General features: G+C 48.7%; 14 protein-coding genes. 7 read left to right on the top strand and 7 right to left on the bottom strand.

Features of this window, described 5'->3' with window-relative positions:
* Nucleotides 1-4: 4 nt before the first annotated feature.
* Complete coding sequence (locus MHI45_RS22855) at nucleotides 5-760, bottom strand: aminoglycoside phosphotransferase family protein (RefSeq protein WP_076110272.1); 756 nt, start codon at nucleotides 758-760, stop codon at nucleotides 5-7.
* 152 nt (nucleotides 761-912) lie between these two features.
* Between MHI45_RS22855 and MHI45_RS22850 the strand changes: the two genes are divergently transcribed.
* Nucleotides 913-1,752, top strand: coding sequence for an aminoglycoside 6-adenylyltransferase (locus MHI45_RS22850; protein WP_076110271.1), 840 nt, complete (start codon nucleotides 913-915; stop codon nucleotides 1,750-1,752).
* A gap of 35 nt (nucleotides 1,753-1,787) precedes the next feature.
* Here MHI45_RS22850 and MHI45_RS22845 read toward each other — a convergent pair whose 3' ends face one another.
* The 3 genes from MHI45_RS22845 to MHI45_RS22835 all read right to left on the bottom strand — a co-directional run bounded on the left by MHI45_RS22845 (nucleotide 1,788) and on the right by MHI45_RS22835 (nucleotide 3,929).
* Complete coding sequence (locus MHI45_RS22845) at nucleotides 1,788-2,336, bottom strand: DUF1700 domain-containing protein (protein ID WP_076110270.1); 549 nt, start codon at nucleotides 2,334-2,336, stop codon at nucleotides 1,788-1,790.
* Between the two features lie 49 nt (nucleotides 2,337-2,385).
* Nucleotides 2,386-2,709: a PadR family transcriptional regulator gene (locus MHI45_RS22840; protein WP_052092434.1), complete on the bottom strand. Its 324-nt coding sequence runs from the start codon at nucleotides 2,707-2,709 to the stop codon at nucleotides 2,386-2,388.
* 224 nt (nucleotides 2,710-2,933) lie between these two features.
* Nucleotides 2,934-3,929 carry an effector binding domain-containing protein gene (locus MHI45_RS22835; protein WP_076110269.1) on the bottom strand — a complete coding sequence of 332 codons (996 nt, stop codon included), beginning with the start codon at nucleotides 3,927-3,929 and terminating at the stop codon, nucleotides 2,934-2,936.
* Nucleotides 3,930-4,173: 244 nt separating this feature from the next.
* On the opposite strand from MHI45_RS22835, the gene MHI45_RS22830 reads away from it, so the two are divergent.
* Both MHI45_RS22830 and MHI45_RS22825 read left to right on the top strand, forming a co-directional pair.
* Complete coding sequence (locus tag MHI45_RS22830) at nucleotides 4,174-5,949, top strand: ABC transporter ATP-binding protein (protein WP_076110268.1); 1,776 nt, start codon at nucleotides 4,174-4,176, stop codon at nucleotides 5,947-5,949.
* Nucleotides 5,936-7,711, top strand: a complete 1,776-nt coding sequence (locus MHI45_RS22825) for an ABC transporter ATP-binding protein (protein WP_038585936.1) — start codon at nucleotides 5,936-5,938, stop codon at nucleotides 7,709-7,711. Before MHI45_RS22830 ends, MHI45_RS22825 begins: the two co-directional genes overlap by 14 nt.
* 273 nt (nucleotides 7,712-7,984) lie before the next feature.
* Here MHI45_RS22825 and MHI45_RS22820 read toward each other — a convergent pair whose 3' ends face one another.
* Nucleotides 7,985-10,372 (bottom strand): GH36-type glycosyl hydrolase domain-containing protein, encoded by a 2,388-nt coding sequence (locus tag MHI45_RS22820; protein WP_076110267.1) that lies wholly within the window; start codon nucleotides 10,370-10,372, stop codon nucleotides 7,985-7,987.
* Nucleotides 10,373-10,555: 183 nt separating this feature from the next.
* Here MHI45_RS22820 and MHI45_RS22815 point away from each other — a divergent pair, with 183 nt between their 5' ends.
* The 4 genes from MHI45_RS22815 to MHI45_RS22800 are packed head-to-tail and all read left to right on the top strand — an operon-like array spanning nucleotide 10,556 to nucleotide 12,274.
* On the top strand, nucleotides 10,556-11,125 hold the full coding sequence (locus MHI45_RS22815; protein ID WP_076110266.1) for a TetR/AcrR family transcriptional regulator: 570 nt from the start codon (nucleotides 10,556-10,558) through the stop codon (nucleotides 11,123-11,125).
* 11 nt (nucleotides 11,126-11,136) lie between these two features.
* The gene (locus tag MHI45_RS22810) at nucleotides 11,137-11,292 is read left to right on the top strand and encodes a hypothetical protein (protein ID WP_256718087.1); all 156 of its coding nucleotides are present in this window, start codon (nucleotides 11,137-11,139) and stop codon (nucleotides 11,290-11,292) included.
* A 17-nt stretch (nucleotides 11,293-11,309) separates the two neighbouring features.
* Entirely contained in the window at nucleotides 11,310-11,639 is a 330-nt protein-coding gene (locus tag MHI45_RS22805; protein WP_256718086.1) for a hypothetical protein, read from the top strand.
* Nucleotides 11,636-12,274 (top strand): hypothetical protein, encoded by a 639-nt coding sequence (locus tag MHI45_RS22800; RefSeq protein WP_076110265.1) that lies wholly within the window; start codon nucleotides 11,636-11,638, stop codon nucleotides 12,272-12,274. Before MHI45_RS22805 ends, MHI45_RS22800 begins: the two co-directional genes overlap by 4 nt.
* 67 nt (nucleotides 12,275-12,341) lie before the next feature.
* On the opposite strand, the gene MHI45_RS22795 is transcribed toward MHI45_RS22800, so the two are convergent.
* Nucleotides 12,342-12,587, bottom strand: coding sequence for a hypothetical protein (locus MHI45_RS22795; RefSeq protein ID WP_076110264.1), 246 nt, complete (start codon nucleotides 12,585-12,587; stop codon nucleotides 12,342-12,344).
* Between the two features lie 6 nt (nucleotides 12,588-12,593).
* Complete coding sequence (locus MHI45_RS22790; RefSeq protein WP_076110263.1) at nucleotides 12,594-14,144, bottom strand: glycosyltransferase family 39 protein; 1,551 nt, start codon at nucleotides 14,142-14,144, stop codon at nucleotides 12,594-12,596.
* Nucleotides 14,145-14,345 lie beyond the last annotated feature (201 nt).

Here is a 14,345-nt window from a genome sequence, read left to right as displayed (position 1 = left end):
TAGACTATGAAGAGTGCTCCCCCGGCTGTTCGTCGGGGCACTCTCCCGCTCTCGCCGCGGTAATAACGGACAAATAATCTTCTATCATATGCCGGCTAATATTCATTTCGTTAAGATATAAATCGGCCAGTGTTTTTTTGAACCGCAACAGCATCTCCCGGTCGTCAGCAGCTTCGGGGACGGGAGTATACTGTACCAAAAACACTGTTCTAGCCACATCATATAGTAAATCTCCATGACACACGTTCATGAAGTCAATAACAACGGGCTGCCCGCTTACGAGCAATATATTACCGGGATGAAGATCGCCATGGCAAAGGGTGTCTCCATCCTTAAGTTTATCCAGAATCCCGCATATTTGTCCGTGATCCATTCTTTTAGACGACGGAACATTTAATAGATGATATTTTAGAAAGTCTTTGTAATTCAATACATCACTGACTTTGTTCTGAAGAATTGTCTTATGCAGTCTTGCCATATATTCAGCACAGCCCTGAAGGTCGCCTGTCCTCAAAACCCAATCCAACAGGGATTCACCATCCACTTTCTCATATATAATGCCCATGCGCTCTTCGCAGCTAATCATTTCATAGGCCTTTGCTTTGGCAAAGCTCAAATCATTGATCATTCTGGTGTTTTGAAACTCTGTTTCCACAGCACTTTGGGGATAACCCGAGGCGAAAAGCTTAAGCACTTTCCCTTCTTCCCATTCATATACGGTCGCCGTATTCCCCTCACCAATGATCTTCCCATATTTCATTTAGATCACACTGCCTTTTCATATTAATTTTTTCGAAAAACACGACAATTTTAGATGATTGAAATGAACAACAACAGGTTGGAATAGTGCAATAATTCCGGGGCAGGTCGTGGTATTATGGCAGCATAAACCAAGAATGGAAGTGTTTTTTCATGCACAAGGATCTGGAAGCATCCTTTAACAAAGTCGTAGAGATTTTAAAAAAAGATCAGCGCTGCAAAGGCGGCTGGCACTATGGGTCGATCAGCAGAGGGGCAGAAGATATTTATTCGGATTATGATCCTGTTTTTCTGGTAGCGGATAAGGACTTTGAATCTTTTGCCGCAGATGTGCCCACAGTTCTTGCCGCTGCTTCAGATGAGCTATTAATTTTTTGGGGCGAAAGCTTTAATAATGAGTATTTCAAAAATTACTGTAGTGTGCTTCGTATAGGCAGCCAGCTGCACCAGTTCGATTTCTTCATTATTAACGCTGATTATCCTGAAGAATGGATGTGCAGGCAGCATTGCAAAGGCTGTACAAGAGATCAGCTTATTTTTGACAGAGCCGGTGAAACAGCAGCATTCCTTGATCAGGGTTATCGTACAGATAATAATCTTCCCGACACTGTAAGGGCTATGGATACTTACTGGTTACATACAGAGATGTTGATTAAATACTTTAAGCGAAAGGATTTATTTAAAATCATCAAGAACATGGATGTGTTGTTCCATTCGCATGTAGACCTGTTGTTAAGCTGGTATGATACGCTGGACTGGGGTGCTTGGGAGAGCAAAGTAAAACTTTGTGTGCCCGAGGAGAAGCAAGAACATCTGAAAGCCTATTATACAACTGCAGAATTTCATGATTTAGAAGCTGCTGTCAAAAAAAGCATAGCCCTATTTCAAGTGGACGCGGCAGAAATATGCAAGGCTAAGGGTATTGAGTACCCTGACAAAATAGCTGCGCAGATTACTGCATACTTTCATAACAGAATAGACTCAGAGGCTTAGGGATCATGATCTTGGCAACCGGTGTTTCCTGCTGTTTAGCGGGGAATCAGCCGGCTGTATTGCCTGGAGAGAAACTTCATATAGATCAGCAAGTATTTGCGGCTGATGAAGGCAATTCCACCAACAAACAGGCTGAACAGAAGGGCAACAGGGATGCTCCACGCGTAGGGAACTTCGTAGCCGTTACCCAGGTTCATATTGATCCAGGAAACGCCGAAGCTGCGGATCACCCCTGCCAGCAAGATCAAAACTGCGCTAAAGCCAAAGCCATAAGCGATAGTAGCCAGGATCGGAATAATCATGATACTTAGCAATCCGGTAGTGCAATAAAAAGTCACCATCTGCCACAGGGATTTCAGCGACAGGCTCCTGCCCCGGCCCATCATATATTCACTTTGGTAAGCCTTGGCCAGCTTGCGCGGATTGCCAAGTCGAGCTAATATGACCGCCTCCGGCTGGCCGCTCGCCATGCCGTCGGCTATGCTGCTTTCAATTTCACGGACAGCATCTACCCGTTCCTCCTCAGGCAAAAAATCCAATGCCTCATAAAACCTGCGAAGATAATCATTCGAGTTTGTCTCCATTTGTGTTTCCCTCCAACTGAACATGTATTTGCCGCACCTGATTACCTAATCAATACAGCTGAATTTGCCCGATTGCACCTACAACCTTGCTCCATTCCTCTGTCATGGAAGCAAGCAGCTCGCGTCCAGGCGGGGTGAGCGAATAATACTTGCGGCGCGGGCCAGTCTCCGATTCCTTCCAAAAGGCTTCTAAATAATTCTCCTTAAGCAGCCGCCGCAAAAGAGGATAAAGCGTCCCTTCATTAACGGCCAGCACCTCCCATTGACCCAGCGCCGTCACAAGCTCATAACCGTAACGGGGCTGGCTGCTGATCAGCTGCAGGATGCAATATTCCAGCAGCCCCCGGCGCACCTGAGAAATCCATTCCGACATATCCAAAGCCATCCCCCCTTACACTACTATAATACCACACAGTACTGTGCGGCGTACACTAGTGAACAAACTTTATTTTCCTGTTTTTCTATGACTACCCCAAACAACAAATGATAACGGTTTCAAGATAACTAAAGAAGAGAGGCTGCCTAATGAGCTAAGCAGCCATCTCTTCTACATTATAGATTCCAGCAAATATCTCAATATGGTTTCACATCATACGCCTATACGTTTTTACGCACTTTTTCTTTGATCGGCATCAACAGGTCCAACTGGATCGTGCTGTCATCCGCCGCAAGCATGTACTTGTGGATGTAATTCAGATGTTCCTCCAAAAGACCGCTCATGTATTCGGGATCTCCTCCCGCATACTCGTATATTTCGTTGTTCTTCACCCACTCGCCAAGCCGCTCCCATTCGTCGAAAGCTCCCATGGGAATCATATGGGCGGCATAGAGGCCACCGGCAAAGGTTTTCTTGACAAAGGGTGCCTCCACTGACAGCTCATCCGGAATGGTGATCCATCTTTCATAGCCATGATCACTCCCATCTGGCAGTTGCCCATCCGGATGATTGAACCCGATATGGCGGAAATCCGGCTTGATCTGCGGCAGCTTGTTTTTTTGAATAAACTCATAAATCGGTTCCTTCCCCTCAAGCTCCGCTGTCTTCCCAATAATGTGCAGTGCGGCTACCGACATCGGCGGCAAATAAAGAATCCGCACCTCCCTGTCCGTCAGCTTCTCCAGCCGGTCGTTCGCCTGATTTAAATCCTCCATCGTCTTGTCCTCCTTGAAATGGATTTTGCTTGTGATTAAGGAGTCGAACAGCGGCAGGATGGACACATCATCTAGCAGATTCCGCTTCAGATTCAGTTGAGTACTTTCATTCAGTCGGACGATGAACGTGTTCAGAATGGTGCGTATGGTAGAGAGCGCTGTAATTTCATCCGCTACCTGCTTCAGGTTCTGTTCAAACGTTGCGATGATTTCCGCCGAATCCTTGCTCTCCAGAATCACAATGATTTGCTTTAGTGGAATCCTAAGCTTCCGCAACACCACGATTTGCTGCAGACGCAGCACCGTTTCGGCATCATAGGTCCGGTATGCATATTCCGCTACCTTTGTACTTTGGATCAGTCCGATTTGCTCATAGTAGCGCAAGGTGCGCGTAGAGAGCTTAAAGCTTTTGGATATCTGGCTAATGGTCTGAAGCTCCATGCGACTCCTCCTCTCAGGGTCATTGTAAAGTGCGACGCGACGTCAAAGTCAAGGACCCATATTCAACCCGTTCCTTCTCTAATTCCGCAAAATCAATCAAACCCCCTTCGAAAGAGTTCAATTGATTGTAACAAGAAAATATTCCAGTAGCCGATACTTGGCCGTTTGATAATGTTATAATCACCTTGATTTATTCATTCTTTTTCCAGCAAGAGTGAAAGAACATTCAGAAACAGGTGATTAGATGTTCGAACTAAAATGGCTGTGGCAGAACCTGGAGGGAAACCGTACGCGGTACATTCTGGCGCTCTGCCTCTCGGTGGTAGGCTCAAGTCTTACGATCGTGAATCCGTACATCAGTCAGCGCATTGTCGACACGTTCATAGCCGGCGATAATGCGCAGCAGAATCTCACACAAGAGCGGGGGCTCTTGATCGCGCTCTGCCTGGGCATGATCGGCTTTTCCCTGCTCCGCACGGGTCTTGCTTATTTGACAACCATGCAGTACGAAAAGTCCTCGCAGAACATGATGTACAACATCCGTATTTATTTGTACAACAAGATTCAGGGACAGGACAGGGAATATTACGACCATAACCGCACCGGCGACCTCATGACCAAGATGACCGGCGATCTGGACATGGTCCGGCACTCCATGGCATGGATTTTCAAGACGATCATCGAATCGTTAACGATTTTCCTTGCTGCCGTTATCTATTTTTTCACGATAGATGCGGAGTTGACGCTGTGGATGCTTATCCTGTCGCCACCGATTTTTATCGTGGCCTTCATCTTCGCCAAACGCGTCCGTCCAATGTATATTGACCTGCGCGAGCGGCTGTCCCAGCTTAACACTACTACACAGGAGAATATTTCAGGCAACCGTGTAGTCAAGGCTTTCGCCCGCGAGGAGTTCGAGATCGAAAAATTCACAGAGAAGAATGTCAACTATTCAACAGCTAACAAAAAGGCTGCCCTGGTATGGCTTGATTATTTTCCTTATCTGGAATCCTTCGCTCAGGGCTTCAACGTCATCCTGATGCTGGCCGGCGGGCTGTTCCTTATGGAAGGCCGGATCACTTTTGGTGAATTCGCTGCCTTCTCTTCGCTCATCTGGGCCATATCCAACCCGATGCGCAACATTGGGATTATTATCAACGACATTCAGCGCTTTTTTGCCAGCTTGACTAAAATCATCGACATCTATTATGCCCGGCCTAATATTGTAAACGAACATAAGTCCATACAGAAACGCCGTTACGAAGGCCGCATTGAGTTCGATCAGGTGCGCTTCAAATATGATAGCGCTACCGTGCTGGACGATGTCAGCTTTACGGTTGAACCCGGTGAAACGATAGCGATCATGGGCTCGACGGGATCGGGCAAAACGACAATCATCAACCTGATCCCCCGCTTCTACGACGTATCCGCAGGACGTGTGCTGGTAGACGGCGTGGATGTCCGCCAGCTTGAGCTTGATGAGCTCCGCGACAATATCGGCATGGCAACCCAGGACGTTCTCTTGTTCTCCGATACCATCGACGGAAACATCGCCTATGGCGACCCCGATCTTCCGGAGGAAGAGGCCATGGCCTATGCCGGGCTCGCAGCTGCCCACGACTTCATCTCCAAAATGCCCGAAGGGTATGACACCGTTGTCGGAGAACGTGGGGTTGGACTGTCCGGAGGACAAAAGCAGCGTATTGCGCTGGCGCGGGCCTTGGCGGTCCACCGTCCTATTCTGATTCTGGACGATACGACCTCTGCCGTTGACCTTGAGACGGAGGAACACATTCAGAAAAGTCTGCGCGATCTGGACTATCCCTGCACGAAGATCATTATCGCGCAGCGGGTGTCTACTACCTCGCAGGCTGACCGCATTCTCATTCTGGATGGCGGACGCCTGATTGAAGAGGGTACCCACGCCGAGCTGCTGGCGAAACGGGGCTACTACTACGATGTGTTTATGCTGCAGAATGAGGGTATTGGAAGGCAGGTGACCGCTAATGGCAAGGAATAAATTCGACGTCGATGAGAATCTGGAATCGCCGTTTAATATCAAACACTTCCGTCGTGCAATGGTGTATATCAAAAGGAAGAAAAAGCCCATGATCTTTGCGTTTGTGCTCAGCGCGATTTCAGCGGCCATTTCACTGTCCGCTCCTCTGATCATGCAGCATGTCGTCGACGTGACCATTCCCGCCAAAGCCAAACTTCCGCTGCTGGGCTGGTCCGCGCTGATGCTTGTGACCATCGTGGTCAGTGTTATTCTGGCTACCTATCGCTCACGCATCATGACAAGCGTCGGACAGGACATTATTTTTGACATCCGCACGGATTTGTTTAAGCATCTGCAGGATTTGCCTTTCAAATATTATGATGACCGGCCGCAGGGCAAAATCCTGATCCGGGTCGTGAATTACGTCAATTCGGTTTCGGATGTGCTGTCCAACGGTATTATCAACTTTGTTCTGGAAATCGTGAATCTGGTCTTTATTGCCGCATTCATGTTCGCTGTCGATGTACGGCTCTCGTTCGTTATCCTGGCAGGACTGCCCGTATTCTTCGGCATCATGCTGCTGATCAAAACCCGGCAGCGCCGGGCATGGCAGGCGGTGTCCAACAAAAGCTCCAATCTGAACGCCTACCTGCAGGAAAGCATCAGCGGCATCGGCGTCACCCAAATGTTCAACCGTGAACAGCGCAATGAGGGAATTTTCACGCGTCTGGCCGGCAATTTCCGCAAGGAATGGATAACAGCGGTGCGTTTCAACATGCTGATCCCGTTTAGCGTCGACAACCTGAGCACCATCGTTACAACGATGATCTTTCTGGTGGGTCTCCTGACGCTGGACCCTGTAAATGTCACCTTTGGTGTGATTCTTGCCATGAGCAGCTATGCCGCCCGCTTCTGGCAGCCGATTCTGAATCTCTCGAACCTGTACAATAACTTTATCAATGCCGTCGCCTACCTGGAGCGTATCTTCGAAACGCTGGATGAGCCGGTTACCGTCAGCGATATTCCGGATGCGAAGACACTGCCGCCTGTACAGGGCCACGTCACCTTCGACAACGTAACCTTCGCCTATGATCCAGGGCTTAACATTCTGGAGAACATCTCCTTTGATGTTCTGGCAGGACAAAGCATCGCCCTGGTGGGTCCGACAGGCGCAGGCAAAACAACGGTCGTCAATCTGATCTCCCGCTTCTACAATCTTACCGGCGGCAGGATTCTTATGGACGGACAGGATATCTCGCAGGTTACGCTGAAGTCCCTTCGCAGCCAGATGGGGATCATGCTGCAGGACAGCTTCATTTTCTCCGGGACCATCCTGGATAATATCCGTTACGGCAAACTCGATGCTACTGAGGAAGAAGTGATCGCTGCGGCCAAGACCGTTTGTGCCGACGAATTCATCCGTGAGTTTGATCAGGGTTACCTGACCGAGGTTAACGAACGTGGCTCCAAGCTCTCGCAAGGGCAGCGGCAGCTCATTTCGTTCGCCAGAACGCTGCTGGCTGATCCGCGCATTCTGATCCTGGATGAAGCGACTTCTTCAATCGACGCGAAAACTGAACGTCTGCTCCAGAAGGGCCTCAATGAGCTGCTTAAGGGACGCACCTCGTTCATTATCGCGCATCGCCTGTCCACCGTAAAAAACTGCGACCGCATTATGTATGTCGCAAACAAAGGCATCGCGGAAAGCGGGTCGCATGACGAGCTTATAGCACGCAAGGGCCACTATTACCGGCTTTATACGGCGCAGAAAATGGAAGCATAGCCACTAAATCAAACTCAGACATTATTCTATAGCTGTCATAATCCCTTTCAGGATGAACCTGGAAGGGATTTTTTTATTCGCTAAAACCCACGGCATAGGAGCAGCAGAATTTATCGGCAAAGCTTTGAAAGCATATGGGGATATGCAGGCGGGGGGCAGAGTCCCGCCAATATAAGCTCAGGCTGCTTACGCAACCTGAGCTTCCTAATTCTAAGCACTACTTCCCGGCCAGCAAACGGCTGGGAAGCACCCTCTGTGTATTTTCAGCTTCCACTAGTTATTCACGGACGGGATCTTTACCAGCACGTTATAGTCCAGACCTGGCTTCAGATCCTTCAGGATGCCATCTTCAATCAAACGGCCATCAACATACACTTCTATTGTCTGAACGCCCGGTTCCCGCTTCATATTAATATGCAGCTCTGCGCCCCTGAAGCTGCGCTTCACCTTCACTCCCTGCCAAGCGGACGGAAGCTGCGGCTTAAATTGCAGTCCCGCCGGATTCCCCTGCAATCCAAACAGGCCATCGATCAGACAGCGATACACCCACGGAACTGTTCCCGTGTTAAAAAGATGACTGGAACGTCCGGCTGTATGCGGAAACTGTCTATAGGCGCCACGGTAATAGTTCGGAATAAAGACCGGCAATTGGCCCCGCCGGATGAGATCCTCCGCGTCCGGTCCCGGGATCATCTTGCGCAGCAGCCGGTACGCATCCTCCTTCTCTCCTACTGCATACAGCCCGTAGATATAAAAGGCAGCCGCATGATTGTATACAGCTCCATTCTCAGCCGTTCCCGGGTGCTTCTGCGTAACTCTGCCCACATCCTCGCGCATTGAGGTATAGGAGGGTGCCAGCTTCTCCACACCGTACGGGGTTTCCAATTGCTCTCTGACCGCCCGGATGAGCTTCTCCTGCTTCACTTCATCGGCAGCCCCGCTGAGCAGCGCCCATCCCTGGGGGTTAATGAAAATCCGGCCTTCCTGATCTGCACTGATGCCGAAGACCACATTGTCATCGGTTATTCCCCTTGCATACCAGTCGCCATCCCATAAGTAGGTGTTGACTGCAGCATTCATTTCATCCGCCGCCAAACGGAACTCGTTGCTGAACTCCGGCCGGCTGCTATGTTCACAGAGTTCAGCCCAGATCATACATGCATAAGCCGTAGCTATCGTCAGCCATCCGGAAACCCCTTTCCCCTGGTAGCCAACCATATTCATGGGGTCGCACCAATCGCCTTGATTGATATAATTCAGTCCCCGTTCATCCCGCTCATGGATAAGCCAGTGCATGGCCCGGTTAATATGTTCAAATACAGTTCCGTTCTCCTCTCCACCTGCATAAGGAACCCTCTCGTCCAGGATGGAATAATCATTCGTTTCATCCAGATAGGTACTGAGGCAAATAGGCAGCCAGACGCAATGATCCGTATGCGGAACCTGATTAATATATTTCAGTTCAGCACCCTCATGCAAAATAATACCGTCCGGCATGGCTCCGCTTACATTTTGCTGGCTTACAGCTGTCAGGAAAGCCTCTCTTGCCACCTGCGGCTTAATATAACTCATCCCCATATTATCCTGCAGATAGTTACGGGTCTGGGGATCTGTCGTCAGGCGGTTGGTCTGGCCATGATAATACATTTGCCGGGGCAGCCAATGGTTCACAAAGTTATCCAGATCGGCGTCAGGAGTGGTGATCGTAAGGCAACCTCTGCCTTCCTCTATGTAATCCGCGTACTCCCGTTCTGCTAGAACAAACCCATCCTCACCACTGGAATCGCAGTCCAGGAAATAATACTGGCGGATTTGGGCAATCTCCCGCTCATCGCGGGCCGGACCAAAGATAAACCGGTATTCCCGCTCTTCCCCCGGGTCCAGATTTATTCTGTACTGCAGGACTGCAACAGGCGTTTCATAGCGTGCCTCCCCTTTGGATAAGGCTTCCTGCTGGATGGCTGACGGTGATGTTATACCGCCTTCGCCTTCAAAGGCCTCCTGATTAACTTCCCATGCGGAAGGCTCATGATCGGCGAGCAGGAAGGTTTGGTCTTTCAGATGTTTGATCTTGTCGTAATCCTGATACTTCTGATAAGGGGTAACGGAGGAAGCTACAATTCCCTGCAGATCTTTCTTGTACTCTCCGGATTGATTCATCCATGACATATAGCCTACGGTAAAGTAGGGATAGATGCTTATGTTTCTTTTATTCGGCGAACGGTTCGTCACCTTCACGCGCCACAGCTCCATGGCATCCTCTTTCGGCAGGCTCAAGCTCATCTCGATACCGATGCCGCCGCTTGCTATCTTCCAGCTGATATTGTGTTTGCCTACAGCAAAGGTGTACTGATCAGGAAGCACGCGGACAGGTTCATACGGCGCAGAGAAAACTTCACCGCTCTCCTCATCCTTTACATAGACAAACCGGCCGGGATGATGTGCATAATAAGGCTGCTCCGGCTGCATGAACGTCTTGGCTTCCAAATTCGGCGCATAGGAATACTTGGCGGGTTCCGGCTGCATAAACTGGGCTACGGCATACCCGCGGCAGTTCATATGAATCATCATCTGCTCATTCCACAAAAACCCCGAAGCCTTTGGAAGCATTGTAGGACTTGTCAACTCGACATACTCATGATTTTCTGATGCTCTTATCATTTCCGTGCCTCTCTTTCTTCACCAGCTATAATTCCTAAATTATACCTTATCGCAAGAACGGTTGTCATAAACGCGGAGTTTGACACAGCTGTATTCTAAAACTGATTTTACATCTTAACACTGTAAAGATTATATGCTACAATCTTAACAGCGCTAAGATTAATGGAAGGATGCATCCATCACATGAAAGACAAACCCTATCACCACGGCAATCTGCGAAATCAGCTTATAGAAGCCGGCATCACACTTATTAATGAAGATGGTTTGAAGAGCTTTTCCTTGCGCAAGGTCGCAGCGAAATGCAGTGTCAGCCATACCGCACCTTACAGTCATTTTAAGAATATTGACGAATTGATTTACGCTATGGGCGAGCATGTCACTGCGCAATTTATGGACACACTGCGTACATCCATTCACGGAAAGGAGGGCACTCAGGAGGCGATTTCCTTGCTGGGGCAGGCCTACATTGACTTTTTCGTTGACCATCCGCAGTATTTTCAATTTCTTTTCTACCATTCGGACATCACCATTGACCTGGACCATTATAATTCGGATAATTATCCGCCGTTTGCTCTATTCCGCACAACAGCCTATCAGTTGTTTGAGAGCTTTGGCCTGCCGGAAGAAGAATATGCGAAGCAGCTGGTTGCCCTATGGTCAATGGTGCACGGAATGGCCTCACTGCTCACCAATAACGGGGTCCGGTATTCCGGAGATTGGCGGGATATCTTTACGCTCAAACCTGTATTTTAGGAGGATAACCCATGAAAATGATTATTCACGACTTGGATCCGCAACAATTTGCGGCATTGGTTGAAGACAACACCCCCGACGTAACTGTAATCTCCGACATGGTACTATCCGTCATTGTATCGGCTGCTTCGGGTGCTGGATCCGGACGCCTGGAGTCTGTGTTCTGAAGGACGGCTATAACAACATGGGGGAACTTCTCTCGAAATGCGATGAACTGACGATTATCAGTAAATGTGAATATGGAAGCTACAGTCCTTTCATCCTCAATGTGTTGAACCGGAGCATTTCCTACGTGCTGCCTTATTTTGTAACCAAAAACGGTGAAACCCATCACCGCAACCGTTATGACCATGAATTTGCCCTGACCGTGCATTTTTACGGTGAAGACATCACTGAAGCCGAGAAGGGAACAGCACAAAAACTGGTCGCAGCAAATAGCTTAAATTTGTATTCCTCAGGGAATTCGGTCTATTTTCATAACGGGCTGCAAGCCGTCAAGGAGGTACTGGCATGAACATCGCAATGATCAACGGAAGCCCCAAGCTGCGAAAAAGCAATTCAGACCACCTGCTGAAGACACTGGAGCCGCTCATAAGCACCGGGCATGAAATCACCCATTATAACATTAACAAAAAACCGCTGACCCCCGGGCAATATAACGAACTGTGCGGCATGGATATATTGATTATTGCCTTCCCGCTTTATGTGGATGGAGTCCCGTCCCATCTATTCAGAATGCTTGTTACCCTTGAGGAATACATGAAAACGCGGCGTGAGAAGGATATTTACGTTTATACCCTGATGAATAATGGTTTTTTTGAAGGGAAGCAGAATCACATTGCCCTTGAGATCATTCAGAACTGGTGCATCCGTTCCGGTCTAATTTTCGGGCAGGGTCTCGGTCAAGGCGCCGGTGAGATGATGGACTTTATCGAGAAGGTTCCCCTTGGAACGGGCCCGCTTAAGAATCTGGGCAAGGCAATGGAAAGCCTGGCTCATAATGTACATTCGCAAAGTATAGATGAATCTATGCTCTTCAGTCCAAACTTCCCGCGCTTCGCCTGGAAGTTTGCCGCGACCCACTCTTTCTGGAACGCCACCGCCAAGAAGAACGGCCTGAAGAAGAAGGACATCCGAAGAACCCTATAGCTTGCCTTGGGATTACGCTTGAGACTTCAGCGGCCTCCCGCAGCGGACAGTACAAGGCAGGGAGTGCTCACTGTCTCCCGCCTTGCCCGCCGTCCGTCCCTTGACTGCCGCTTCTTCCCGGACCTCCACCCTTTATTCCCTGGCCGGCCCCACCCCGGTCCGTGCCGCCGTTCACTCCCGGGAACCCGTTCATTCTTGAGCCGGAGTCCGTTTTTGTGATTTTTTGAGCGGTTATGGCCTCGCATGAGGTGAGCACCAGTGAACAACCCAGCACTGCTGCAAGTAAGAAGATTGAGTATCTCTTGGTTCGCATCTTCAATCACCTCTTTCTGTTCAACATATAATCATATACGTCTTTGAATCCCATGTACGACAGCACGATCAATAACGGATACACCGGATAGATATAACGGGACTTTATTTCCCATAGCAGATAGAATGCGATAAAACCCAGAACCACCAGAATTAAAGAGGTTTCCTCAAACCTTTTAGCCCTTATGCCGCCTATCAAACGAATGAGAATAAAGCCATACATCAGGAAATTCTGGACGTACAGCACCCAGAGCAGACCGCTTCTATACTTCGAATCTCCTTTAAACAAATCCGTGGCAAAGGTAGTATAACTATAGCGGTCCATCACAAACCCCGCTCTCCCTCCGCTTCTGGACGATCCGTCATTTCCAATGCCGTATCTCTCCATCTGGTACGTCCCTTCTGTCCAGGTCCACACCAGCTTTTTATAATACATTTCCGCGAGTTCACCCAGACTGGCCTCAGAGAGCTTATCGCCGATGGATGCCTTGAACAGCTCTACGCTGTCCGTTTTATTATAGTTTGCCTCTCTCTGGTATATATTGTAGCTCTGCTGATTGTCCCAGAACCCAAGGGTCTCCAGATTAATGCCCATATTCAGCCACATATAGACGGGAGCGGAATTCTTGTTCACCGGCTCATCTACGACATGCGTTGCCTGCAGTACAGCATTCTGGGTCCAGCCGGGCACATTGAACAGCAATACTGTTATGCCTATAGAAGCTAATGCCTTCTTAAGCCCAAGGGTCCGGATGCTGAAGAACAGGCAGATCAGGACTGCGATCAGAAAGATCATCCCGGTGCTTCTGAAATAGTTACCGATAGCCAGCAGGATGGCAGCCAGCAGGATATCCTTCATGGACATTCTTCGGAGGAACCTGACGGCAAAATATAAAGCGCTGGTCAGAAAAGCTGTAGCAATCACATCGTTATATATAAAATTGCTCATGAACAAGGAAGGAATATAGGTTGCGGCAATTATCAAAACCCCATAATCATTTTCTTTCGACCGGGCATTAAGCTCTTTATACAGCAAATAGACCATTAACGTTGTAACGAGCGAGAACAGGATGTTGAATATTTTAATCACCAGATAATTATCCGGAAATAAGAACAGCAATGTTTTCAGGTACAGGACCATGGAGAAATTAAACGGAAACATATACAGATATCCCCCCGTTTGAAAAGAGGAATAATCCTGTTCATACAGCATATCCATCGCCAGCGACAGCACCGTTTGCGAATCATCCGTCGGCATCCGGGGAAACAGGAAAATGATCACGAGCTGGATCGCAAACGAAAACAGCAGCACAGCCGGAATTACGATTTTCCTGCTGTACCGGTTAAGCTTTAAGCACATTCTGTACAGCACAAAGCTTACAGCCAGAACGGCCGCGGCCGCCAGGATAAACAGAACCCATTGTTGTTTCTCCAGAACCGTGGTGTCACCGTACACAGAGTAGGTATACTTTGCCCGGATAAAAAAGGAGGATGCGATAAAAAGTCCAATACAGAAAGCAAGCATGATATACAGTATTCTTTGAGTTCCCCTTACCATGGAAAACCTCCTATGCGTAATAGTTTCACAGCTTTATATTCTCTTGCCCCGATTCATAGACGTATTATAAACACCCAACCTGAATATCCAATGAAAATCGTGAGGGTCGAAGTCCCCCGCCTATCACAAGCCCTATAGTGCCTGTGTATCCAAAAAAAAAGACGCTGCGGGGAGCAATTCCCCGAGCGTCTTCCAGCGTTC

The organism is Paenibacillus sp. FSL H3-0321 (assembly GCF_038002865.1).
Taxonomy (GTDB): Bacteria; Bacillota; Bacilli; order Paenibacillales; family Paenibacillaceae; genus Paenibacillus_AQ.
The sequence above is the reverse complement of the archived record's forward strand: the minus strand, read 5'-3'. Positions and strand labels throughout refer to the sequence as shown.

Bases quoted from the DNA above. Each gene is read 5' to 3' on its own strand.
- MHI45_RS22855 (WP_076110272.1), bottom strand. From the start codon at position 760: ATGAAATATGGGAAGATCATTGGTGAGGGGAATACGGCGACCGTATAT.
- MHI45_RS22850 (WP_076110271.1), top strand. From the start codon at position 913: ATGCACAAGGATCTGGAAGCATCCTTTAACAAAGTCGTAGAGATTTTA.
- MHI45_RS22845 (WP_076110270.1), bottom strand. From the start codon at position 2,336: ATGGAGACAAACTCGAATGATTATCTTCGCAGGTTTTATGAGGCATTG.
- MHI45_RS22840 (WP_052092434.1), bottom strand. From the start codon at position 2,709: ATGTCGGAATGGATTTCTCAGGTGCGCCGGGGGCTGCTGGAATATTGC.
- MHI45_RS22835 (WP_076110269.1), bottom strand. From the start codon at position 3,929: ATGGAGCTTCAGACCATTAGCCAGATATCCAAAAGCTTTAAGCTCTCT.
- MHI45_RS22830 (WP_076110268.1), top strand. From the start codon at position 4,174: ATGTTCGAACTAAAATGGCTGTGGCAGAACCTGGAGGGAAACCGTACG.
- MHI45_RS22825 (WP_038585936.1), top strand. From the start codon at position 5,936: ATGGCAAGGAATAAATTCGACGTCGATGAGAATCTGGAATCGCCGTTT.
- MHI45_RS22820 (WP_076110267.1), bottom strand. From the start codon at position 10,372: ATGATAAGAGCATCAGAAAATCATGAGTATGTCGAGTTGACAAGTCCT.
- MHI45_RS22815 (WP_076110266.1), top strand. From the start codon at position 10,556: ATGAAAGACAAACCCTATCACCACGGCAATCTGCGAAATCAGCTTATA.
- MHI45_RS22810 (WP_256718087.1), top strand. From the start codon at position 11,137: ATGAAAATGATTATTCACGACTTGGATCCGCAACAATTTGCGGCATTG.
- MHI45_RS22805 (WP_256718086.1), top strand. From the start codon at position 11,310: ATGGGGGAACTTCTCTCGAAATGCGATGAACTGACGATTATCAGTAAA.
- MHI45_RS22800 (WP_076110265.1), top strand. From the start codon at position 11,636: ATGAACATCGCAATGATCAACGGAAGCCCCAAGCTGCGAAAAAGCAAT.
- MHI45_RS22795 (WP_076110264.1), bottom strand. From the start codon at position 12,587: ATGCGAACCAAGAGATACTCAATCTTCTTACTTGCAGCAGTGCTGGGT.
- MHI45_RS22790 (WP_076110263.1), bottom strand. From the start codon at position 14,144: ATGGTAAGGGGAACTCAAAGAATACTGTATATCATGCTTGCTTTCTGT.